Below are 20,880 nucleotides of genomic sequence, written 5' to 3'. Positions count from 1 at the left end.
ATCAGATCAGGAGGTGGCCGGCTTCAAATCGGAACGGCGGCCGGAATGAAATCGGAACAGGTGGCCGGCTTCATCTTGGAATGCATGGCCGGCTTCGTCGGAATCCGCACCCGCGACCTCCACCTCGGAACCGAACGCCAGCATCAGCTTAGACGCGGCCACGCGCATGAACGGTACCGAAAACGCGTCGCCGGAGAGCGGAGCCGAAGGCAGCCATCGGTTCAGGTCGCCGGGCATTCGTCCTCCGGAGAGATCGCGCACGATGCCGCGCCGCACGTCTGACACGACGTCGGTCCCCGTTTCGGTTTCCACCGCTGCCGCTTCCGGCTGGGCATGCGTCGCGATCCCGTCCCAACCGGACACCCGGCGCCCGCCCGCCACGAACGGCCGGAACTCCCCGAGCACCAGGATCGAACCCGCTTCGCCGATCCTGTCATCATCCCAGTGGCGCAATGCCGCTTCGGGTTGGAGGAAGACCACCGTCCGCCCGGCCGGGGGCTTGGTGACCATGATGTTGATCTCCACCGGGATTCGCCCTTCGAGGAGGTCGGCGGCCGGAAGCGGTTCGTATTCGCCGTCTCGAACCGTGATCGACCAGTCCGAGCCCGAAACGCAGTCCAGGGCTTCGCGGAGCGCATCCGCCTCGCCCACGCGGGACGCGCCGGCGTAGCGCCAGCTCAGGCAGTCCTCGACAGTCCCCTCGCCCGCTGGGTGAAGCTCAGCCAGTGATCTTAGGGAGGGTTTCGGTCTCGTCATCCTGCACCAGTCTCGCGGTCGTCAGCGTAATCGTGGCCGACCCGTCGTCGGCACGGTCGACCTTCACGATACCATCCTTCTCGTGTTCCTCGCGAAACCAGAGCGCGAACCCCTCTTTGGCGACGAGACGCTTGTATTCCCGTTTGGGCAGACCCTTGCGGTCGAACTGAAACGACTCGGTCTCCATGGCGCGGTTCGCAAGCTTGCGTTCGAAGGTCTTCAGCACCGCATCCTTGGCCGGGCCGTCGATCCCGCCGGCGATGGCGCCCCAGAATTCCTCAGGATTGTCGCTGTCGAATCCGTTCAGGCGTTCGAAGGTCTCGCGCAGGCGACGGGTCGGCGCCTTCGCCACCTCGGCAGGCATGACGTCCCTGTGCTTGTCGATCGTCGCTTTCGCGGCCTTGAAGAGCTTGCTTGTGAGATCTTCCTTCTCGAAGGTTCGCCGAACATCCAGAAAGTTCTCGAAGTGCTGCGTGGCGTCGCGGTACCTCGACGAGGATCGGTCGATGACCAGGATCCGATGCCGATGCCGCTCGGGATCAGCATGTTTCGGATCGGCCAAGCGGATAACGACGGACTTCTGCATGGCCTTTCGGTCCTGCGAGAAGTTCTGGACGACGCTCTCCATCAGCGGCTTCGGGTCAGCTCCGTCCTCTGCTTCGAGGCTGTAGGTGATGACGGCGTGGTGGTCGAACTTGATCAGCGCAACAAGCCTCGATTCGTTCGTCCGCATGGCCAGCAACATCAGAGCGCCGGGCGCCATTCTATTGTCGCCTTTCACCTTGTCCTTAAAACGCCTGGCAAGGCTTCTGGACGTCGCGAGGAACCCGTCATCGGGATCTGGATCGGCAAGGGCGCCCTCGACGAGGGCGGGAATCCCTGAGCCTTCGTTGAAGTCGTAGGAGGCACCGCGAAGCGTATCGCGCACCCTCTTGGCGAAGAACTCCGGATACTGCGGAGGTTTCGTCTCCGCCAGGAAAAGCGGGTCAGGCCTGTCGGGCCGTACGACGTGGAAAATCATTCGGTCGATCGTGAGGGTGTCGAGCTCGTCTTCGTTCAGCATGGATCCCCCGACGTGAAAGACAGGGGAATCCTCTAGCGAGTTCTTACCGAATTCTCAACGCGGATCACTACCGGAGATTGCGATACCTCGGCGACCGACGGGAGTTGTTCAGACTTATGCCCGTTTGTTCAGACTTATGGGTCAGGAAACACCGCGCCTCAACCGACCGTCGCGGCGCCTCAGGCGTAGATCCACTGTTCGGGAATACGGGCCTCGCAGGTCTCGCCGACGGCGATGCGTCCGGGCTTTTCCACCCAGGCAACGAGGCCGCGGCGATGCTTTGCTGCCTTCACGAAGTCCAGTTCCACGTCGCTGCGCCCCTCGTAGCGGGCTGCGATCGCGGCACCGGAGAACCGGCAGGGGCCGTTGTCGCCGTCGATCCGCAGCGTCACGCCGCCGGCAAACATCAGGATGGTGCGCGGCGGCAGCCAGGACAGATGCGCGATGCCGGCAATCAGGAGATTGCCCCCGATCCATTCCGGCCGGATCTCGGCGATGTCCAGTTCCGCGGCGGCGGCCGCCAGCTCGTCGGCGGCCAGCAGCGACAGCTGCCGCTCGTTGCGCATCTTCGTGCCGCGTGGATACCAGGGTTCGCGGGCGCCCGAGCGGCGCGTCGTGCCGCCGTGGCGATCCCCGTCGATCCCGTCAAAGCCGAGATCGAGATGATCGACCGGCTGGGTTTCGAAGCCGTCGCCCTGCGTGCGGTAAAGTCCGTCGATCGTGGCGGCCAGCTTCTGCGGCCGAGTGCGTTCCATCTGCATCCGTCGTTGCGTCCCGGATCGTGTTGGCGGGGACGACCCGCCTATCCGGACGCGTCGTCGGTGTTGGGCTCCGAACGCTTGTGGTTGCGGTCGAAGGTGGCGACACGGTAGATGTAGAAGGCGACGATGGCGATGAGGACAACGTTGGAAACCGGCCCCACATAGGATTCCACCGCCTCGTAGTTCTGGCCGAGGGCATAGCCGGCATAGGCCAGAAAGCTGGTCCAGATGGCGCTGCCGGCGGCGGAGAAGATCAGGAAGGTCAGGAACGACATCCGCGCGATGCCGGCCGGCACCGAGATCAGGGTGCGCACCGCCGGCACCAGACGCCCGAAGAACACCGCGGCAATGCCGTATTTGCGGAACCAGCGGTCGGCCGCCTCGACGTCCTCAGGCCCCATGGTCAGCCACCGTCCATGGCGCTCGGTGAAGCGGATCAGGCGCGGTTCGCCAACAAAGCGGCCGGCATAATACCAGGGGATGACGCCAAGCAGCGAGCCGACCGTGCCGGCCAGGATCACGGTGAACAGCGACATCTGGCCGGTCGCCGACTGATAGCCGGCCAGCGGCATGATCAGTTCGGAGGGAATCGGTGGGAAAATATTCTCCAGAAACATCAGAAGCGCGATGCCGAAGGGGCCGAGCGTTTCCATCATGCTGCGGACAAAGGCGNCATGATCAGTTCGGAGGGAATCGGTGGGAAAATATTCTCCAGAAACATCAGAAGCGCGATGCCGAAGGGGCCGAGCGTTTCCATCATGCTGCGGACAAAGGCGTCCATGTCATCTCCGTTTCGTCTCGCCGGGGCCGGCGGGGCACTCATGCGAAAGGCCGCCGGCCAGCTTGAGTTCCGTTCTGCGCGCAGGCCGGCCGGCCTGCGCGCAGTCTTAAGACCGTCCTTGCTTGCCGGAACCGAGCTTGATGGTCTCATGGCCGTCATGACCACCGGCCTCGACAGCTTCGACAATTTCACCTGGGCGAGCCTCCTGGCCGGCCGCGACGTCCTGGTGCTCGACCCCGATCCGGTGCGGGGCCTGAAGAGCGCCAATGCGCTCGATGCCGCCGGTGCGCGCGCCACGCTCACCGCCAACGCGGAGGCAGCCCGAGATCGCCTGCTGCGCCGCACCTTCGTGCTGGCCCTCGTCGCCCTGCCCGGCGAGGCCGATCTCGACGACGGGCTCGACGCAGCCTTCGATGGCGCCGGGATACGCCTGCTGCTGCTGGTCGATCGGGCGCGCCGCGGCGCGGTCCGCGCGCGCCATCCGGAGGCCAGGATCGCAAGTCTCGAGTTGAGCGAGCGGGAGTTGGTCATGCTGCTGAACGGGACCGCCGACGAATAGGTCGGCCGCTTCGCCACCCTCTGCCGTCGCCTACTCGCTACTGCCTGCCCACGTTTCTAACCGTCGGGCGACGGACATCGCATGGAAGCACCATGTCGCGGACAAAAATCCGGGATCAGTCGATGAGACCGAGGAGGGAATGCTCGATCTGGCTGGCGCTGTAGGGTTTCTGCAGGACCGGGCAGGCCTGCCAATCGTCCTCCAGCCCCTCGCGGCCATAACCGGTGGCAAAGACCATGGGAACGCCGAGGTCACGCAGCCGCACTGCGACCGGATAGATCTTCTCCCCGCCGATATTCACGTCGAGGATCGCCACGTCGATCGCGAGGCCGGAATCCAGCATCTCGTGGGCGCGCTTCAACCGCATGGCGAGGCCGACGACGTCGCAACCGAGATCGAACAGCATGTCCTCGAGTTGCATGGCGACGAGGCTCTCATCCTCGACGACGAACACTTTCAACCCGGTGACGTCGCGCGCGGGTTCATGCGGCTGTGCTTGCAAACTCTTCCACCTCCGACAGGGCCACGTCGATGCGGCACATGAAGCCCTCGGTGCCAAGGTCAAGAGAGAGCGTACCAGAGAGTTCGCCTTCGACGACACGATGCAACATGCGCATGCCGAAACCCTCGACGATCCCGCCCGTAACCGCGCTGATGTCGGCCGTCTCCTTCCAGTCGATCGCGAGGCGCCGATGGGCGCAATCGCCGGTAATTCGCCAGGTGACCGCGAGCCGTCCCTCGTCGGATGCCAGTGCACCATGGCGCACGGCATTGGAGGTGAGTTCGTGGAACACCATGCTCAGGGCGATCGCGGCCTTGGCGGTGAGCTGAACGTCCGGCCCCGAATCGTGGACCCGGGTGCTGGAGAACGGCGCCAGTTCCTGGCGCAGCAGCACCCGCAGGCCCGCCGCCTCCCAGTGCCGCGCCGACAGGACATTGTGGGCGTGGCTGAGAGCCAGGATCCGGGCCTCGAAAGCCGTGCGCGCTTCTTCCGCCTCGGGGAGCTTGCGAAAGCTCTGCCGGGCCAGCGACTGCACCGTGGAGAGCGTGTTCTTCACCCGATGATTGAGTTCGTCGATCAGCAGACGCTGACGCTCGGCGGCGCGGATCGCGTCGGTGCGGTCGGCGCCCTGGACAAAGACCCCGGTGACGCGCCCCGCCGCATCGCGGATCGGGTTGAAGGCAAAGTCCACGAAGGTCTCGTTCAGCGCGCCGCCACCCTCCTCCTGGATCAGCAGTCGCACGCCCTCGCCGTTGAAGGACCGGCCTTCGGCATGGACGGAGTCAAGCAGCTCGAAGAAGCCCTGCCCCTCGACCTCCGGCAGCGCCTGGCGGATCGGCAGGCCGATCATGTCGCGGTTGCCGACGAAACGCGCATAGCTGTCATTGACGAAGATGGCGACATGGTCGGGCCCCTCGAGCACCGCGATCATGCCCGGCGCTTGGCGGAACAGGCGGCGGAATTCGGCGCTTTCGGACCGGGTCTCCTGATAGGCCTCCTCGACCTCGCGGGCATTGCGCAGCAACGCCAGTTCGCGGGGCACGGCATTGGCCGGCAGGGTGCTCGCCTGCTTCAGCCGAACGATCTCGGTGACGTCGACCGTGTTCTGCACGACGTAACTCACCTGTCCGTCGCTGCCGAAGATCGGCGTGTGGGTCGCCGTCCAGTAGCGCTCCTCCACGCCGCCGCCCTGTGAGGGGGGGCGCGGAATTTCGTAGGGAATGAAGGCGATCGTGTCCGGCTCGCCAGTCTCCAGCACTTCGGCGAAGGAGGCCCGCAGGCGCCGGCCGCTCTCCCCATCATTGGGAAACAGGTCGAACAGCAGCTGGCCGATGAGTTCGTCGCGCGGCTTCATCACGGCCTGTTCGTAGGCCTGGTTGACCGAGACGAAACGCAGGTCGCGGTCCAGAACCATGTACGGGCTCGGCAGGACGTCGAAAAGCTGGGCGAATGCAACTTCGTTCATGCGACGCTGAACGGCCTGCACGGCTTGCTGGCCGGATTGTCGGATCGGCCGTGAGGCCTTGTCCGACTCTCGGCATGTTCCGGACCGATCGCGGTCAAATGCGTCATCATGAATGTCTGGCTGCTTCTCGGCACGTCCGCACCCTTTTCATCGGCGCCCGGCGCTGCGGTCGGCACCGGGCGGCATCGTCATAGGATTTTCGGAGACAGAATGCGTTGTTCTGCCTACCTTATCTCTTCACGATGAACTGTCCTCACGCCCTTTGGTTGCTGCCTCTCCAACGAATCTTTACGCCAAACCGGTAGTGCGAACAAACCCTTACCAGGCACAGATTCGTGTATCAGTCTCGGCGTTCGCCCAGCAGGCCGGATCGGCGCGTTCACGCACGAACTTGCCCGCGAGCGGGATGTTGCGATTGCCGAGACTGACGAAGCCGGACGCATAGCCCGGACTGTCGATCAGGAGGAGGTAAGTCGCAACAGGGCCGGAAATCGTGAATCTGCCGGCCGAATCTCTTATCTGGAAATCGCAGTCGAAATAGCCGTCGTCGGTGGCAAAGCAATCGGCGGGGTCGGCCACGGCGCCTCCCTGACCCAGAAAGATGACCCCCGCTGCAACCAAGGCCGCAACCCCAATTCCGCGTGCGTTCATCATCGGACTTCCTCGCCCGCGTCCGTTGCGCGACGGAAAGATAGCAGGCTGCAACCGGAACGCATAGCCGGCTACAACCGGTTGCACCGCCACCTTGCGACGTCAGGCCGGCCGTACCGGGCCGGCCTGACGTCGGTGCGCATCAGCGCGTCAGGCGCTTGTAGGTCGGGCGCTTCGGGTTCACCGACTCAGGTCCGAGACGACGGATCTTGTCCTGCTCGTAATCCTCGAAGTTGCCCTCGAACCATTCGACATGGCTGTCGCCCTCGAAGGCCAGGATGTGCGTCGCCAGCCGATCCAAGAACATGCGGTCATGGCTGATCACCACGGCGCAGCCTGCGTATTCCTCCAGCGCGTCCTCGAGCGCCGTCAGCGTCTCGGTGTCGAGATCGTTGGTGGGCTCGTCGAGCAGGATGACGTTGGCGCCGGACTTCAGCATCTTGGCCAGGTGCACGCGATTGCGCTGTCCGCCCGACAGAGTGCCCACCTTCTGCTGCTGGTCGGGACCCTTGAAGTTGAAGTTGCCGACATAGGCGCGGCTGTTCATCTCGTATTTGCCGAGCTTCATGATGTCGACGCCGCCGGAGATCTCCTCCCAGACGGTCTTCGAGCCGTCGAGATGGTCGCGGCTCTGGTCGACATAGCCGAGATCGACCGTCTCGCCGATCTCGATCTTGCCGGAATCGGGCTTCTCCTGCCCGGTGATCATCTTGAACAGCGTCGACTTGCCGGCGCCGTTCGGCCCGATGATGCCGACGATGCCGCCGGCCGGCAGCTTGAACGACAGATTCTCGATCAGCACCCGGTCGCCGTAGCTCTTCGTCAGGTTCTCGACGTCGATGACCCGATTGCCGAGCCGCTCGCCCGTCGGGATGACGATCCTTCCATCCGCCGGCTTGCGGTTCTCGGCCGCCTCGACCAGCTCGTTATAGGCCTTGATGCGGGCCTTCGACTTGGTCTGCCTCGCCTTGGCGCCCTGCTGGATCCATTCGCGCTCACGGGTGAGCGCACGCATCCTTGCGTCGTCCTCGCGCCCTTCCTGCTGCATGCGCTTGGCCTTCTTCTCCAGATAGACCGAGTAATTCCCCTCGTAGGGGACGCCGCGGCCGCGATCGAGCTCGAGGATCCAGCCGGTGACGTTGTCGAGGAAGTAGCGATCATGGGTGACCATCAGCACCGAGCCCTCGTATTCGCGAAGGTGCTTCTCCAGCCAGAGGATCGTTTCGGCGTCGAGATGGTTGGTCGGCTCATCGAGCAGCAGGATGTCGGGTTTGGACAGAAGCAGCTTGCACAGCGCCACCCGCCGCTTCTCGCCGCCGGAGAGGCCGACGACGTTGGCGTCTGACGGCGGGCAGCCGAGTGCGGCCATCGCCATCTCGACCTGGTTTTCCAGGTCCCAGAGGTTCTGCGCGTCGATGACATCCTGGAGCTTCGCCCCCTCCTCCGCATTCTCCTCAGAGTAGTCCATCATCAGTTCGTTGTAGCGATCGAGGATCGCCTGCTTGTCGGCAACGCCCTCCATGACGTTCTCGAAGACTGTCTTGGTTTCGTCGAGATGCGGCTCCTGCGGCAGATAGCCGACCTTGGCACCCTCGGCGGCCCATGCTTCGCCGGTGAACTCGTTGTCCGTCCCCGCCATGATCCGCAGCAGGGTCGACTTGCCGGAGCCGTTGGGGCCGAGAATGCCGATCTTGGCGTCGGGGTAGAAGGACAGGTGGATGTTCTCCAGGACCTTCTTGTTGCCGTAGGCCTTCGAAAGTCCGGACATGTGATAGATGAACTGGCGTGCCATTGCGCGCTGCCGCTCCGTATCGAGATTCAGAAAAGAGAAGTTGCGCCGTACGTAAGCCATCGGAGCTGGCGGGGCAACGTGGGCACGTCGCTCCCTGCCCCGTCATCCACCAGCGTGGCACCAAGCGCAGTGCTTCGCCTAGCGAGCCGCCTGCCGCGCCTTGGCCTCCAGCCGCGCGCCGAGCGTCTCGATGTCGTCGCCGTCGGCCTTGGGAATGATCCGGTAGGCGGCGTTCACGAAGCAGAACAGTGCAAAGCCCAGCAGCCCGACGCAGACCACCACGACCAGGAACTGCCCGTAGGGCTGGGCCGTCAGCCAGTCGAACGCCTCGCCGACGCCGCCGGCCTCGCTCGCATTGGCGCGCCACGCCGCGTAGACGAAGAGGCCGCCGATGATCGCGATGACCAGGCCCTGTGCCCCGAGCCCGGCCTTCAGCATGAAGTTCCAGCGCAGGGTGAATTCGTTGGCCCGGATGTGCGCGCGGTACTTTTCCTTCCACGCCTTGTGGAGATAATAGGCGCCCGTGGCGACGACGATCAGGCCAACGATTCCGACGATCCAGCGCCCCGCCGGCAGGCCCATGACGGTGGCCACCGCCCCGGTGATCGACGATCCGCCACCGCTGTCGCCACCGCCCATGAACAGCAGCGAGAACGCCGAGATGCCGATCGCCAGGTGGATGACGCCGGTGACCAGCATGCCGGTCCGCGCGATCATGCCCTTGGCCTCGCTGCCATAGGCCTCGAGGTCGTAGATCGCGTCGATCAGACGCCAGATCGCGTAAGCGACCATGCCGAGAAAGATCAGGAACAGCACGACCATGCCCCAAGTGGTGTTCTCGAGCTTTTCGAGGGCCGAGGATGTGCCCTCGGCCTGACCGCCCAACCAGATCGCATAGAGCGAGAACCCCGCGACCACGAGATAGACCAGCCCGCGGCCGGCATAGCCGGCGCGCATGAAGGGGATGGACCAGGAAAAATCACTGTTGGGCATGGCTGAACTCCGCGAATTGGCTGATGGGTCAATCGTCCCCGCCAACCTTCGTTCCGTCACCGGATCTCGCCGCGTCTTCGGCTGCACCGCCGACAGACACCCGCAATGGCCTTCATCGTCGTGTTTCCGGTGCCTTGCCGGGTCCGAATCTCTCGCGTGCCTCACGCTCGAATGCTTCGCGCCGGGCTCGCGGCGGCCCAACCGTCGGGACGCCTGTCAATGTCGCTAGCATCGGTCGGCTCGCCTGGCCTGGCGGTTGCCAATCGCGCCGGCCTGCCGCATCACTTGGCGCCGCAGGAACATGCCGGAACCGGGGGGACACACGATGCTGACCGTATGGGGACGCAAGAACTCGTCGAACGTGCAGGTGGTGATGTGGTGCATCGCCGAGCTGGGGCTGGATTACCGGCGCCACGATGTCGGCCACCGCCATGGCGGCAACGACACGCCGGAATTCCTGGCGATGAACCCCAACGGACTCGTCCCGGTTCTCAGGGACGGCGACGACGAACCACTGTTCGAATCCGCTGCCATCCTGCGCTACCTCGCCAGCCGCTATGCCGACGCGCCGTTCTGGCCGAAGGACCCCTCGGCCCGCGCCCAGATCGACAAATGGGCGGAATGGGCCAAGCTCGCGATCTGGGTCAATTTCAGCGGTCCGGTCTTCTGGCAGATCGTCCGGGTCCCCGAGGCGAACCGCGACACGGCCGCCATCGCCGACGCGGTCAAGGCGCTGGCGCCGAAATTCGCCATAGCCGAAGCGCGCATCGCCGAGCACGGCTTCATCGCAGGGAAGGACTTCACCCTCGCCGATTTGCAGTTCGGCCATCTGCTCTACCGCTATTTCGACCTGCCCATCGAGCGCCCCTCGCATCCGGCCATCGAACGCTACTACGACGCGCTGACCGAGCGCCCCGCCTTCCGCGAGCACGTGATGGTTTCGTATGAGGACCTGCGGGTGAACTGACCAGCCTTCACCTCGCGAGATCGAGGCATCGAGCCTGATATGGATGTTCGCGTCGAGGAGATCTGCGGCGCGGCAGTCCCGCGAACTACGGGAAATCGAGCCCGTCGCGACGCATCGCTGCAAAGGCCCGTCCCTGCCGCCGCACTGGTCAGTCGCCGGCGCCGAGCACCTGCACCAGGAACCGCGTCGTCCGATCGAAATGTTCCGCCACCAGCTCACTTGCGCGCTCGGCGTTGCGATCCACCACCGCATCGGCGATCTGCCGGTGCTCCTCGGCCAGATCGCGTTCGTGGCGCTTCAGGTCGACCGAGGCACGACGATAGCGCTCGCACTGGTCGTGCAGCATGCCACGCACATTGATGAGCCATTTCGACCCGCAGGCCGATACCGTGGCGAAGTGGAAATCCCGGTTGGCCGTCTCCCATTCCGATAGGGTCTCATGGTCGTCGGACCGGATCCGGGCATCGAGCTTGCCAAGCCGGTAGGCCGCAGCGACAACACGGGACTCCCACATCGCGTCGCCCTTCTCGATCGCCATCCGCAGCATCTGCAGTTCGATGGCGGTGCGCGCGGTGTTCAGATCCTCGAATTCCGCAGCATCGAGCGGCGCCACGGCAAAGCCGCGATTGCCGGTGGCGATGACCAGGCCGTCGGCTGCCAGACGCTGCAGGGCTTCGCGCAGCGGCGTCGGCCCGACGGCGTAGATCCGGCTCAGCCGCTCGATCCGCAGACGTTCCGTCGGTGGCCGCACCCCGGCAATGATATCGGTGCGCAGCTGACGATAGGCCGCGTCGGTCAGCGTCATGCCGGTGTCCGGTTTCAGGGGCCGTGTTGCCGCGTCCATATCCATGCGTCTGGCAGCCTTTCCTTCGCTGGAGCCCGAATGCCGTCTTGCGGGCGACTTGGCAATGCACCGGTGCCTGTCGCACCCGTCGCACCGCTTGACCCGCAGCTTTACATATGTTTGCATGTTTTATCGATAAAACAAGAAAGCATCGCGGAAATGAAACTGCTGACATTCGAACGGAACGGTGTTCCTGGCGCCGGCCTGCTGGATGGGGACGAGATCGTGGTCTGCGAGACCGGTGCTGCGGCCCGCTTTGCCGTGCGGCGCATCGCCGAGGGTGACGCCGACCTGCTCGGCGAATGGAAAAGCCGGGCGGCAAACGGCGCCGAGCGCGTGACGCAGGCGGACGTGACCATCCTCGCCCCGCTGCCCGAGCCGCGGCGCGACATCTTCTGCGTCGGCAAAAACTACCGCGAGCATGCCTCCGAGTTTCACAACAGCGGCTTCGATTCGGGCGGCAAGCAGGCCATTCCAGTCGCGCCCGTGATCTTCACCAAGTCGCTGTCGGCGATCATCGGGCCCGGCGCGACCATCGAGGCCGGCCTCGACCGGACCCGCACCACCGACTACGAGGGCGAGCTCGGCGTGGTCATCGGCAAGCGGGCCTTCGGCGTCACGAAGGCCGACGCCATGGACTACGTCTTCGGCTACGTGGTCATCAACGACGTCACCTCGCGCGAACTCCAGCGCCATCACAGCCAGTGGGTCATCGGCAAGGGCATCGATACCTTCGCGCCGATGGGTCCGGTGCTGGTCACGGCCGACGAGGTTCCGGACGTCACCAAACTCACCGTGACCACCACGGTCAACGGCGAGACGCGCCAGAAGGCCAGCGTCGCGGATCTGATTTTCGACATTCCGACGCTGATCGAAACGATGACGGCCACCATGACGCTGCTGCCGGGCGACATCATCGCCACCGGCACGCCGGCGGGCGTCGGGATCGGCTTCGATCCGCCGCGCTATCTGGCCGACGGCGACCGCGTGGCGGTCTCCATCGACGGCCTCGGGACTCTGGAGAATCCCGTTCGGCAGTAACAATCTCAAAGGGGAGGAAGACAGGATGACACTCAGGACAATCGCCTACTCGCTGGCGGCGGGTCTGGCCGCCGCATCATTGGCGTCCGGCGCCGTGGCGCAGGACAAGACCAGCATCGCCTGGGGCGGCTCCAATCCCGGCGGCGTCATGTACTACATGGTCGGCGTCGCCGGCACGGAGCTCGGCAAGGACCTGCCGGACGTCAACATCACCCAGGTGACGACCGGCGGATCCACCGAAAACGCCAAGCGCCTGATCAAGGGCGAGCTCGACATGGGCATCGTCTATGGCAGCCACGTCTTCATGGCGCAGGAGCCGACCGGCCCGTTCCAGGACGGCCCGAAGGGCGACATGCTGCGCGGCGTCGCCATGGCCTATGAGGGGCCGACCTACTTCGTGTCCCTGGCCGACAGCGGCGTGTCGTCCATCGCGGATCTCGCCGGCAAGAAGGTGGCCCTCGGACCGCCGGGATCCGGTACCGTCTTCAACTGCTCCAACATCCTGACGGCGCTCGGCATCCTCGACCAGGTCGAGCCGCAGATGATGACCTTCGCCGATGCCGGCCGGGCGCTCGGCAACGGCCAGATCGACGCCTTCTGCCAGTCGTCCTCGCCGGCTGCGGCGGTGACCGAACTCGCCGAGACGCGCGATGTGGTGGTGCTGCCCTATGAAGAGGATCAGCTCGCCAAGATCAACGAGACCTATCCCTTCTACCACACAGGGACGATGCCGGAGACGACCTACAAGGGCGTTCCGGCGACCGACATGCCCTACACGACCGTCTATTGGGTCGCCCATGAAAGGGTGCCGGAAGACGTGGTCAAGCGCATGGTCGCCTCGGCCTACGAGCGCCAGGACACCCTGGCCAACGGCCATAAGGCCTGGGCCCAGATGAAGCCGGACGTCGAGAATTTCGAGGCGCTCGGCGCCCCGATGCATCCCGGCGCCGCCGCCTATTACGCCGAACAGGGCGCTTCGGCTAAGTAGGCACCCGCCACAAGCGGGCCATGCTGACGCCCCCGTCGTCCGGCTGACCCGGAAGGCGGGGGCCTTTCAACCACGAAAAGACGAGACGATGGTGGACGCATCCTGGCTGCTGCGCGTCGATGGCGCACGCCGGTCCCTGACCGGCTTCTACGCCCTCAGCTTCAATCTGGTGGCGCTCGGCTTCACCGGCTTCTACCTCTACACCTCGGGCTTCGGCCTCGTCTCGACCCAGACCAATCGCGGCATCTATCTGATGCTCACCTCGGTGCTGGTGTTCCTGATCTATCCGGCGCGGGCCGGCTCGCCTTCCCATCGCCCGAGCGTCGTCGACCTCGTCTTCGTCGCCGCGACCGTTGCGTCCGTCTGGTACTGGATGGACCAGTATGTCAGCTACGCGATGTTCCGCGTCTCCTCACCCAACACCACCGATCTGGTGATGGGTGCGATCGCCATCGTCGCCATGCTGGAAACCAGCCGGCGGGCGCTTGGCCCGATCATCTCGATCATCGCCATCGTCTTCCTCGGTCAGCTCTATTTCGGCGAGTACCTGCCAGGCCGCCTCGCCAATCCCGGCATGTCGGTCGAGCGCATCCTGGAATTCACCTATTCCACCCAGGAAGCCCTGTTCGGCGTCGTCACGGCCACCTTCGCCACCTTCGTCTTTCCCTTCATGATCTTCGGCGCCTTCCTGGAGCGCTCCGGCGCCGGTGCGTTCTTCATGGATCTCGGCACCGCGCTCGCCGGTCGCTGGCGTGGCGGCCCCGCCAAGATTGCCGTCATGACCTCGGCGCTGTTCGGCTCGATTTCCGGCTCCTCGGTCGCCAATGTAGTGACCACCGGCGCCTTCACGATCCCGCTGATGAAACGCACCGGCTTTCGCAACCACGACGCCGGCGCCATCGAGGCGATCGCCTCGACCGGCGGACAGTTCATGCCGCCGGTCATGGGCGCCGGCGTCTTCATTCTAGCCACCCTGACAGAGACGAGCTACCTGACGATCGCGCTGATGAACGTCATCCCGGCGGTGGTCTTCTTCATCTTCCTCCTGTCGATGGTCGATCTCGAAGCGGTCCGGCTCGACCTGAAGGGCCTGCCGGCCGAGGACATTCCGCGCCTTCGCACGGTGCTGGCCAAGGGCTGGCAGTTCTTCGTGCCGTTGGTCACGGTGATCGGGCTCCTGTTCTCGGGCTATTCCGCCGATTTCTGCGCCTTCTGGGGGACCGTCTCGGCGGCCGGCCTCTCCTGGCTGCGGCGCGACACGCGGATGGGGCCCAAGGCGATCGCCCAGGCGATGATCGGCGGCGCCCGCAGCAACGCGGCGGCGGGCGCGGCGATCGGCACGCTCGGCATCATCATCGGCGGCATCGTGCTGGCCGGCCTCGGGCTGAAATTTTCCGCCGTCCTGATCGACTTTTCCGGCGGCTATCTGTTCGTGGCACTGTGTCTCGTGACCCTGGTTTCGATCATCATCGGCATGGGGTCGAGCACCACCGGCTCCTACATCATACTGTCCGTCGTCGCGGCACCGGCGCTGATCAATCTCGGCGTTCCCGTGGTCGCCGCCCATCTGGCGGTCTTCTATGCGGCGTGCCTGTCCAACATCACCCCCCCGGTCTGCGTGGCAGCCTTCGCCGGCGCCGCCATCGCCGACGCGCCGCCGATGCGGACCGGCTTCGCGGCCCTCAAATTCGGCGCGACGCTGGTGCTGATGCCATTCAGTTTCGTCTATGTCCCCCAGCTTCTGTTGGACGGAACGCCCATCGACATCGCCTATACGACCACTCTCTATGCCTTGGGATGCGTGCTCTTCGCGATCACCCTGCAGGGCACCGAGCCGGTCGGTGGCAGGGTGACGCCGCTGCGCCGCGCGCTGTTCGGCGTTGCCGGCGGATTGCTGATGTTCCCGACGAACCTCTGGGTTGACCTTGCGGGCCTTGCCCTGCTCGCCGTCGCCGCTGCCCCGACCGTCGTGGCGCGCCGCGCACGGACCACCGCAGGTTAGCGGCGCGACGGCGTCAAGGCTCACGTGATCCGCCCTTTGCCTGGCATTCGAAATCTCGTCAGACACAGCCGCCGGCCAGAAGCTGTCGACATGCTGCGGGGGGAACTCAAAACGTTCTTCACGCAGCCGCGAGCCTACGCGGCGCAGTTTGCGCTGGCGGATCTTCGGGTCGCGCGTCGATCAAGACCGGTCTCTACGGAGGTCGGACGCCGAAGCGGGGCTAGATCGTGAATCAGGACGCATCCTGCGCGAGACGAAGCGCGACGATCGTCCGCCGGATGCCCGTACCAAAATCGGTTTCGGGCCAAAACCCCAAGGATCGCGCCGTGCGGGTCTGGTCGAAGCCTGTGGGTCGCGGAGCCGCTGGCTCCCTGCCGCCGAACTCCACCTCCAGGTCCGGCAGCACGGATCGGATCGCGTCGATGATGTCTGCAAAGCCGTTCGCCCCTACCGGCCGTCACGTTGTAGACGGCCCACTCCAGCGATCGGGCCGTGGCGGCGCGGACGAGACCGCGCACGGGTAATTGCCTCTGTGGTTGCCGCCCGTTGTGCAAGAGGTTTTGGCTCGTCTGGTCGTGTGATCGAGTGCGCACTTCTGTCAGGCCTTTGAGTGGCGGCGCTGTCAGAGGCCGCTGGCCGGTATGGTGATCCGCGGATCGGGTCCAAATCTCACTCAAGAGCTGTGACGCTCTGGCAATTACCCTGGTTTTCCCGGTCCGGATCTGTTCGATCATGCGCCCATTCGGGTCGTCGCCTTCTCACACCCCCTTCACCGGCGCGCGGTCGCGCTGCGTTGCCCTTCGGTCATGCAGCTGCGGCCCGCGCCGGATCCCTGTAATCTTCCTCTTTGATCAGCATCGCCCAGATCATGCGCGCCATCTTGTTGGCCAGCGCGATCGCGACCAGCATGCGCGGTTTTTTCCCCAGCATCTTCGCCAGCCACGAGCCCTCCGGGATCGAGCGGCGCGCTCGCGCGGTCAGGCGCGCCATCGCCCCGATGATCAGCAGCCGTCGGATATCGGCCTGACCAGCCTTGGAGACCCGGCCAAGCCGCTCCTTGCCGCCCGAGGAATGCTGGCGCGGCACAAGGCCGAGCCATGCCGCGAAGTCCCGGCCTCGGCGGAACTGCGCCATCTCGGGCGCAAACGCCTCGACAGCCAGCGCAGTCATCGGGCCGACGCCCGGCATGGTCTGCATCCGGCGCGCGGCATCGGTCTCGGCCGCGAGCGTCTTGATCTTGCGGGCGCGCTCATCGATGCGCGCCGTCTTCTCGGCGATCTGCGCCAGAAGGTCCCGGCACTCGTCGCGCACCAGCGCAGGCAGCTCGCTGTGGGGCGCGTCGAGGATGGCCTCGATTTGCTTGATGTGCGCGATGCCCTGCGGGATGGTGTTGCCGTACTCGTAGAGCGTCGCGCGCAGCGCGTTCACCAACTCGGTGCGCTGGTGCACCAGCCGCTCGCGGCCACGAAACAGGACCGCGCGCGCCTGCTGGTCCACGGTCTTCGGCGTGACGAAGCGCATCTCGGGCCGCTGCGCCGCCACCACGATGGCTTCGGCGTCGGCGGCGTCGTTTTTCTGGCGCTTCACGAACGGCCGGACATACTGCGGCGCGATGAGCCGCACCTCATGACCGAGCGCCGCCATCTCCCGCGCCCAATAGCTGGCGCTGCCGCAGGCCTCGAACACCACCACCGACGGGGCCTGCGCCGCCATGAATGCCCGGAACTGCTCGCGCGTCAGCTTCCGACGGAACTGCACCTCGCCCCGCATCGTGGCGCCGTGCACCTGGAAAACGCGCTTTGCCAGGTCCACCCCAATCATCGTATCCTTCATTTCGCCGCCCTTTCCGTTTCGTGGCTGTCACAACACCACGCTGGCACATTGCGATGCCGTCTGGGGAGGGCGGCAACCACCCCATCTCACCCCCTTGCCAACGGCGCGGATGACTGAATCCATAGCGGCATGGAACGCGGTGATTTGCAGCGGCTGTCAAAGGACGAACTGATCGATCTGGTGCTGCGGCTGCAGCGACCGGAGAAGACGTCGCGGACGTCGTCAAAGCCGCCTGCGACAGACCGCAAGGAACGGCGCGACAAGGCCAGGCCGGGCGGCGCCAAGCACGGGCATGAGGGCAAGGCCCGCGCGATGAGCGAGACGTTTGACCGAAAGGTCGACCATCGTCCTGGTCAGTGCCCCTGTTGCCAGGCGAAACTCTCTGACGACTTGCCCGCCGAGACGGCAGGCGAATACGAGACGATCGAGCTTCCCGAGATCCATCCTGTGGTCGAGCGCCATCGGCGCCTTTCAGTGCGATGCCCATCCTGCGGAGGGCTCGTCGTCGCACCTTTGCCGGACGCGGCGAAAGGTACGCCCTTCGGACCGCGAATTCATGCCGTGGCGACCTATCTCAAGACGTTTCAGGCTTTGTCCTACGAACGTCTGCAGGGCGCGTTCGCGGACCTTTTTGGGCTCAGGATCAGCCAGGGCGGCCTGATGAACATGCTGCGGCGGTCGCAGGCAGCCTTCGTGCCCGAGCGCGACACGGCCATCGCTGCCCTGCGCCGGGCGAAGGTCGTCGCCTCCGACGAAACCGGCGTGCGTATCGAGGGCTCGAACGCCTATCAATGGGTGTTCCGATCGAACGAAGCTGTCGTGCATCGCGCCGCTCCAACCCGGGGCGCCGTCGTCGTGCGCGAGTTGATGGAAGGGCATCGGCCGGAGGTCTGGTGTTCCGATCGCTATTCGGCCCAGCAGGGGCATGGCGCAGTGCATCAGACCTGCCTCGCCCATCTGGCCCGGGATGTCGCCTATGCCGACCAGACGAGCGACGACATGCTGTCGTCGCGACTTCGCCTCTGGCTGAAACGAGCCTTTGCCCTGGCCGATGGGATCGGGACCTTTGCAGCCTCGACAATCGCCGCCAAGCACCGGGCCCTGGAGCGAAGTCTCGCCGACATTCTCGTCGCACCGACGACCTGCGACCTGGCTCGTGATCTTCAGATGAAATTCCGGCGCGCCCGCAACCAGCTTCTGACATTCGCGGCCTATCCTGGACTGGTAGAGCCGACGAACAACGGTTGCGAACGTGCGCTCAGACCTGCCGTTATCCAGCGCAAAGTGACCAACGGCTACCGCGCCATGTGGGCGGCCGAGGGCGAAGCCGACATTCGCACCGTCGTCGATACCGCAAGGCTGCGCTCCGGCACCAACATCTTCCAGACCATCCTCAAAACCGTCAGCGTCTGACGGCCCAGGACGAAAACTGCCGGGGGTGGGCAATTACGCCAAGGCCATTGTCCCAAGGTCGCCAAAGAAGCTTCGTCGATATCGACAACCCGGATCGGAAGTGGGACATAATCTCGCGGCGATAGACGCTGCAACTGGTCGAAGTACACGTTACGTGCCACTTGGACCGGAAATGGATCAAGCACCCGCACCAATGCCAAGGAGATCAGGCAGGCCATTCCTAGGAGAAAAACGGACTTGCGCATCGTCAAAACCGTCCTGGAGGTAGCAGAAAATGAAATCGGCTCCTCTTGGTCGGCAGCATCACCACCTGCCACCGTGTTCCGGCGCCGAACCGTGCTCACGATGGCGAGTGGCCACCTATTGCTGCGGTCTGCAAAAAGTCGTCCGTAGCTAACGGAACACCTGCGGCGAACATTTGAAGTTGCTCCGACGCGTTGACTGTCGCCTGCTGGATGATGGCAATCGTCTCTCCCGCCGGAGCCGCCATCGACACTCCGGCACGACTATGGCAATCAAGCCGAGAAAGCGTACGAAAGCAAGATAACGCTCTGAATTCGCCGCCCCCTCCCCTCAGTGAGCTTTCACCAACTTGCATCACTAGCAGGCCGGTTTAGCCTCCTCATATTTTATCCGTAAGTCAGGATGATCTTGACGGAACATTCGTAGCCTTTTGCTGGATTTCCAACCTGTGCGGACGAAAGCGTCCTAAAAGCGTCCTATCGTTTCTGCTGACGCGAATATCATCCGCATCTATAATCGCTACTTTTCCGGCTTTGGATATCCGCATCGGTAACTGCTACTCTTTCGGCTGTCCTTGCTTGATCGTGTTGTTCCATTCGGGATGGAAGGCGTCGCCGGTGATGTCGAGGCGGGCGAACTCGGCATCGGAAACTTTGAGACCCTTCTCGTAGATGCGCGTATCGAGCGCACACGACTTTCAGGCCGGTCCTGGTTGTCGTTGTGCCGATCAGTTCGACCACGGCGCGGCGATCGGTCAACGGGTGGCCGCGCCAGTTCTGGGTGATGTGGCAGAACAGCCGGTGTTCGATCCTGTTCCACTTNGCCGATCAGTTCGACCACGGCGCGGCGATCGGTCAACGGGTGGCCGCGCCAGTTCTGGGTGATGTGGCAGAACAGCCGGTGTTCGATCCTGTTCCACTTCGACGTGCCCGGCGGATAATGATGGATCTGGAGGACGAGCCGGCTCTCGTCGGCGAACATCTGGAGTTCGCGCTTCCACAGCCTGACACGCACCCCGTTCGAGCCGCCGCAGTCGGCCGTGATCGTCAGTTCGCGCGTCTGAGGATAGCGCCATATTTTACCTGTTTCACGCTGGCTTCGGCAATGTGTTCCTTGCAGAAAGCAACCCGGACATACGTTGCAAAAGGACGACCCGGGGTCACCGGACGGGGCTGAATGGTCCGGAATCGTTATTGTAGTTGTCGTCGTCATCATTTGTGTTCAGACCGGGAAGGAAAGGCGTGGAGCCGCCCTGAAAGCTGCCGCCCGATGATATCGCGCCGCCAAGGTTCGAGGCGGACGTTCCGACACCGGCAGTTCCGTCGCCTCTGAGGAGTGTGGCTCCACCGCCCGCGCCGCCTCCGCCTCCGCCTCCGCCTCCGCCTCCGAGGGGTGCGGCTCCGCCGCCGCGCCGGTTGTCGTCTCCGCGATCACGAACCGTACCTGCAACACGGCAAGAGGTCACCGAGGCTCGGAACCCCGACTGCAATCGGTTCTGCGAAACGACGTATGGGAACTCCGCAAGGAGCAAACGCTTGCTCTCGCGAGACTGGTACTCTCCAATACCGCCAGACGGGCTTACATTTACTGCTCTGCAGCCACCGCGCAGTTCAACACACTGACCAGTGGCTCTACCGCACAAACGCACCCCGCCGTCAAGCAGAACAATGTCCGTTCCCCGCTGGTTCTGCACTGCAAAGTCAAAGATAGTTCCCCGCACGCTCATCGTCGCGGTCGGAGTTCTTATCGCGTAGACAGCTTTTGGACTGTTGCCGCTAATGAAGCGAAAAGTTCCGCCCAAAGCGTTGATCGCAAATTGACTTGCGGCCCCTCTGGAATTGAACAGAACGGATTCGATCATCAGACGGGAGCTTGGACCGACAACAATCCTAGTGCTGTCATCAAACAGAAGCTGCGATTCCCCGTCTGGTCCGGTCTGCACAACGTCACCCATAGCTACCGGAGCACCTACGGCCAACATACGAAGCTGCCCAGACGCGTTTACCGTCGCCTGTTGGATAACGGCAACCGCCCTTCCCGCCGGGGCAGCCATCGATACTCCCGGCACGACTATGGCAATGAAGCCGAGAAAAAGCGCAAAAGCACTGTGCCAACTAGTGGATTGACCGGAACGAAAGAGTCCGGTGTGGGATTCACATCGGTGTGCTCGCATGCGAGTCTGCTGCATGCGCACAGGGGTTACCATTTCGGTCTCCGCCGCCGATC

At 64.3% G+C, this 20,880-nt stretch carries 19 protein-coding genes and 2 pseudogenes; 6 read left to right on the top strand and 15 right to left on the bottom strand.

From position 1 onward, the window contains the following. Nucleotides 1-6: 6 nt before the first annotated feature. The 4 genes from VQ042_RS21000 to VQ042_RS20985 form a co-directional block, all read right to left on the bottom strand. Nucleotides 7-651 carry a hypothetical protein gene (locus VQ042_RS21000; protein ID WP_331822255.1) on the bottom strand — a complete coding sequence of 215 codons (645 nt, stop codon included), beginning with the start codon at nt 649-651 and terminating at the stop codon, nt 7-9. Nucleotides 652-718: 67 nt separating this feature from the next. Next, nucleotides 719-1,819, bottom strand: a complete 1,101-nt coding sequence (locus VQ042_RS20995) for a nucleoid-associated protein (protein WP_331822254.1) — start codon at nt 1,817-1,819, stop codon at nt 719-721. A 179-nt stretch (nt 1,820-1,998) separates the two neighbouring features. Then, a complete protein-coding gene (locus tag VQ042_RS20990; RefSeq protein ID WP_331822253.1) occupies nt 1,999-2,580 on the bottom strand; it encodes an MOSC domain-containing protein in 582 nt (193 codons plus the stop codon). Nucleotides 2,581-2,621: 41 nt separating this feature from the next. Then, nucleotides 2,622-3,236: a DedA family protein gene (locus VQ042_RS20985; RefSeq protein ID WP_331822252.1), complete on the bottom strand. Its 615-nt coding sequence runs from the start codon at nt 3,234-3,236 to the stop codon at nt 2,622-2,624. Between the two features lie 273 nt (nt 3,237-3,509). Here VQ042_RS20985 and VQ042_RS20980 point away from each other — a divergent pair, with 273 nt between their 5' ends. After that, nucleotides 3,510-3,920: a hypothetical protein gene (locus VQ042_RS20980; RefSeq protein ID WP_331822251.1), complete on the top strand. Its 411-nt coding sequence runs from the start codon at nt 3,510-3,512 to the stop codon at nt 3,918-3,920. A 115-nt stretch (nt 3,921-4,035) separates the two neighbouring features. On the opposite strand, the gene VQ042_RS20975 is transcribed toward VQ042_RS20980, so the two are convergent. The 5 genes from VQ042_RS20975 to VQ042_RS20955 form a co-directional block, all read right to left on the bottom strand. Next, nucleotides 4,036-4,422 (bottom strand): response regulator, encoded by a 387-nt coding sequence (locus VQ042_RS20975; protein ID WP_331822250.1) that lies wholly within the window; start codon nt 4,420-4,422, stop codon nt 4,036-4,038. Further along, nucleotides 4,403-5,887 (bottom strand): sensor histidine kinase, encoded by a 1,485-nt coding sequence (locus tag VQ042_RS20970; RefSeq protein ID WP_331822249.1) that lies wholly within the window; start codon nt 5,885-5,887, stop codon nt 4,403-4,405. The genes VQ042_RS20975 and VQ042_RS20970 overlap by 20 nt, the downstream gene beginning before the upstream one ends. 318 nt (nt 5,888-6,205) lie before the next feature. Continuing rightward, on the bottom strand, nt 6,206-6,541 hold the full coding sequence (locus VQ042_RS20965; protein ID WP_331822248.1) for a hypothetical protein: 336 nt from the start codon (nt 6,539-6,541) through the stop codon (nt 6,206-6,208). Between the two features lie 139 nt (nt 6,542-6,680). Further along, nucleotides 6,681-8,330 carry an energy-dependent translational throttle protein EttA gene (gene ettA, locus VQ042_RS20960; RefSeq protein ID WP_331822247.1) on the bottom strand — a complete coding sequence of 550 codons (1,650 nt, stop codon included), beginning with the start codon at nt 8,328-8,330 and terminating at the stop codon, nt 6,681-6,683. Nucleotides 8,331-8,468: 138 nt separating this feature from the next. Then, nucleotides 8,469-9,323, bottom strand: a complete 855-nt coding sequence (locus VQ042_RS20955) for a DUF1206 domain-containing protein (RefSeq protein WP_331822246.1) — start codon at nt 9,321-9,323, stop codon at nt 8,469-8,471. 325 nt (nt 9,324-9,648) lie between these two features. Between VQ042_RS20955 and VQ042_RS20950 the strand changes: the two genes are divergently transcribed. Continuing rightward, nucleotides 9,649-10,290 carry a glutathione S-transferase family protein gene (locus VQ042_RS20950; protein ID WP_331822245.1) on the top strand — a complete coding sequence of 214 codons (642 nt, stop codon included), beginning with the start codon at nt 9,649-9,651 and terminating at the stop codon, nt 10,288-10,290. A gap of 148 nt (nt 10,291-10,438) precedes the next feature. Here VQ042_RS20950 and VQ042_RS20945 read toward each other — a convergent pair whose 3' ends face one another. Next, the gene (locus tag VQ042_RS20945) at nt 10,439-11,095 is read right to left on the bottom strand and encodes a GntR family transcriptional regulator (RefSeq protein WP_331822244.1); all 657 of its coding nucleotides are present in this window, start codon (nt 11,093-11,095) and stop codon (nt 10,439-10,441) included. A 198-nt stretch (nt 11,096-11,293) separates the two neighbouring features. Between VQ042_RS20945 and VQ042_RS20940 the strand changes: the two genes are divergently transcribed. The 3 genes from VQ042_RS20940 to VQ042_RS20930 all read left to right on the top strand — a co-directional run bounded on the left by VQ042_RS20940 (nt 11,294) and on the right by VQ042_RS20930 (nt 15,165). After that, nucleotides 11,294-12,175, top strand: a complete 882-nt coding sequence (locus tag VQ042_RS20940) for a fumarylacetoacetate hydrolase family protein (RefSeq protein WP_331822243.1) — start codon at nt 11,294-11,296, stop codon at nt 12,173-12,175. 25 nt (nt 12,176-12,200) lie between these two features. Beyond that, complete coding sequence (locus tag VQ042_RS20935) at nt 12,201-13,163, top strand: TAXI family TRAP transporter solute-binding subunit (RefSeq protein WP_331822242.1); 963 nt, start codon at nt 12,201-12,203, stop codon at nt 13,161-13,163. A gap of 88 nt (nt 13,164-13,251) precedes the next feature. Continuing rightward, nucleotides 13,252-15,165, top strand: a complete 1,914-nt coding sequence (locus tag VQ042_RS20930; RefSeq protein ID WP_331822241.1) for a TRAP transporter permease — start codon at nt 13,252-13,254, stop codon at nt 15,163-15,165. 804 nt (nt 15,166-15,969) lie between these two features. Here VQ042_RS20930 and VQ042_RS20925 read toward each other — a convergent pair. Further along, nucleotides 15,970-16,998 carry an IS110 family transposase gene (locus VQ042_RS20925; protein WP_331822240.1) on the bottom strand — a complete coding sequence of 343 codons (1,029 nt, stop codon included), beginning with the start codon at nt 16,996-16,998 and terminating at the stop codon, nt 15,970-15,972. 129 nt (nt 16,999-17,127) lie between these two features. Here VQ042_RS20925 and tnpC point away from each other — a divergent pair, with 129 nt between their 5' ends. Beyond that, nucleotides 17,128-18,411: an IS66 family transposase gene (gene tnpC / locus VQ042_RS20920; RefSeq protein ID WP_331822239.1), complete on the top strand. Its 1,284-nt coding sequence runs from the start codon at nt 17,128-17,130 to the stop codon at nt 18,409-18,411. Here the strand turns inward: tnpC and VQ042_RS26080 are convergent. The 4 genes and pseudogenes from VQ042_RS26080 to VQ042_RS26065 all read right to left on the bottom strand — a co-directional run bounded on the left by VQ042_RS26080 (nt 18,294) and on the right by VQ042_RS26065 (nt 20,608). Then, nucleotides 18,294-18,629 carry a CHASE2 domain-containing protein gene (locus VQ042_RS26080; protein WP_442880154.1) on the bottom strand — a complete coding sequence of 112 codons (336 nt, stop codon included), beginning with the start codon at nt 18,627-18,629 and terminating at the stop codon, nt 18,294-18,296. The two genes, tnpC and VQ042_RS26080, sit on opposite strands and share 118 nt — an antisense overlap. A 581-nt stretch (nt 18,630-19,210) precedes the next feature. Beyond that, nucleotides 19,211-19,439, bottom strand: a pseudogene (locus VQ042_RS26075) (ISAzo13-like element transposase-related protein). A 40-nt stretch (nt 19,440-19,479) separates the two neighbouring features. Beyond that, nucleotides 19,480-19,722: pseudogene (locus VQ042_RS26070) on the bottom strand (ISAzo13-like element transposase-related protein); the annotation flags it as partial. A gap of 91 nt (nt 19,723-19,813) precedes the next feature. Continuing rightward, complete coding sequence (locus tag VQ042_RS26065; RefSeq protein ID WP_442880153.1) at nt 19,814-20,608, bottom strand: FecR family protein; 795 nt, start codon at nt 20,606-20,608, stop codon at nt 19,814-19,816. Nucleotides 20,609-20,880: the final 272 nt, after the last annotated feature.

The organism is Aurantimonas sp. A2-1-M11 (genome assembly GCF_036549475.1).
Taxonomy (GTDB): Bacteria; Pseudomonadota; Alphaproteobacteria; order Rhizobiales; family Rhizobiaceae; genus Aurantimonas.
This window is presented reverse-complemented; position numbering and strand designations above follow the sequence as displayed.

What these genes read in the sequence shown, in the direction of transcription:
- VQ042_RS20995 (WP_331822254.1), bottom strand. Translation starts at nt 1,819, where the DNA reads ATGCTGAACGAAGACGAGCTCGACACCCTCACGATCGACCGAATGATT.
- VQ042_RS20990 (WP_331822253.1), bottom strand. Translation starts at nt 2,580, where the DNA reads ATGCAGATGGAACGCACTCGGCCGCAGAAGCTGGCCGCCACGATCGAC.
- VQ042_RS20985 (WP_331822252.1), bottom strand. Translation starts at nt 3,236, where the DNA reads ATGATGGAAACGCTCGGCCCCTTCGGCATCGCGCTTCTGATGTTTCTG.
- VQ042_RS20980 (WP_331822251.1), top strand. Translation starts at nt 3,510, where the DNA reads ATGGCCGTCATGACCACCGGCCTCGACAGCTTCGACAATTTCACCTGG.
- VQ042_RS20970 (WP_331822249.1), bottom strand. Translation starts at nt 5,887, where the DNA reads ATGAACGAAGTTGCATTCGCCCAGCTTTTCGACGTCCTGCCGAGCCCG.
- VQ042_RS20965 (WP_331822248.1), bottom strand. Translation starts at nt 6,541, where the DNA reads ATGATGAACGCACGCGGAATTGGGGTTGCGGCCTTGGTTGCAGCGGGG.
- ettA (WP_331822247.1), bottom strand. Translation starts at nt 8,330, where the DNA reads ATGGCACGCCAGTTCATCTATCACATGTCCGGACTTTCGAAGGCCTAC.
- VQ042_RS20955 (WP_331822246.1), bottom strand. Translation starts at nt 9,323, where the DNA reads ATGCCCAACAGTGATTTTTCCTGGTCCATCCCCTTCATGCGCGCCGGC.
- VQ042_RS20950 (WP_331822245.1), top strand. Translation starts at nt 9,649, where the DNA reads ATGCTGACCGTATGGGGACGCAAGAACTCGTCGAACGTGCAGGTGGTG.
- VQ042_RS20945 (WP_331822244.1), bottom strand. Translation starts at nt 11,095, where the DNA reads ATGACGCTGACCGACGCGGCCTATCGTCAGCTGCGCACCGATATCATT.
- VQ042_RS20940 (WP_331822243.1), top strand. Translation starts at nt 11,294, where the DNA reads ATGAAACTGCTGACATTCGAACGGAACGGTGTTCCTGGCGCCGGCCTG.
- VQ042_RS20935 (WP_331822242.1), top strand. Translation starts at nt 12,201, where the DNA reads ATGACACTCAGGACAATCGCCTACTCGCTGGCGGCGGGTCTGGCCGCC.
- VQ042_RS20930 (WP_331822241.1), top strand. Translation starts at nt 13,252, where the DNA reads ATGGTGGACGCATCCTGGCTGCTGCGCGTCGATGGCGCACGCCGGTCC.
- VQ042_RS20925 (WP_331822240.1), bottom strand. Translation starts at nt 16,998, where the DNA reads ATGAAGGATACGATGATTGGGGTGGACCTGGCAAAGCGCGTTTTCCAG.
- tnpC (WP_331822239.1), top strand. Translation starts at nt 17,128, where the DNA reads ATGGAACGCGGTGATTTGCAGCGGCTGTCAAAGGACGAACTGATCGAT.
- VQ042_RS26080 (WP_442880154.1), bottom strand. Translation starts at nt 18,629, where the DNA reads ATGGCCTGCCTGATCTCCTTGGCATTGGTGCGGGTGCTTGATCCATTT.
- VQ042_RS26065 (WP_442880153.1), bottom strand. Translation starts at nt 20,608, where the DNA reads ATGGGTGACGTTGTGCAGACCGGACCAGACGGGGAATCGCAGCTTCTG.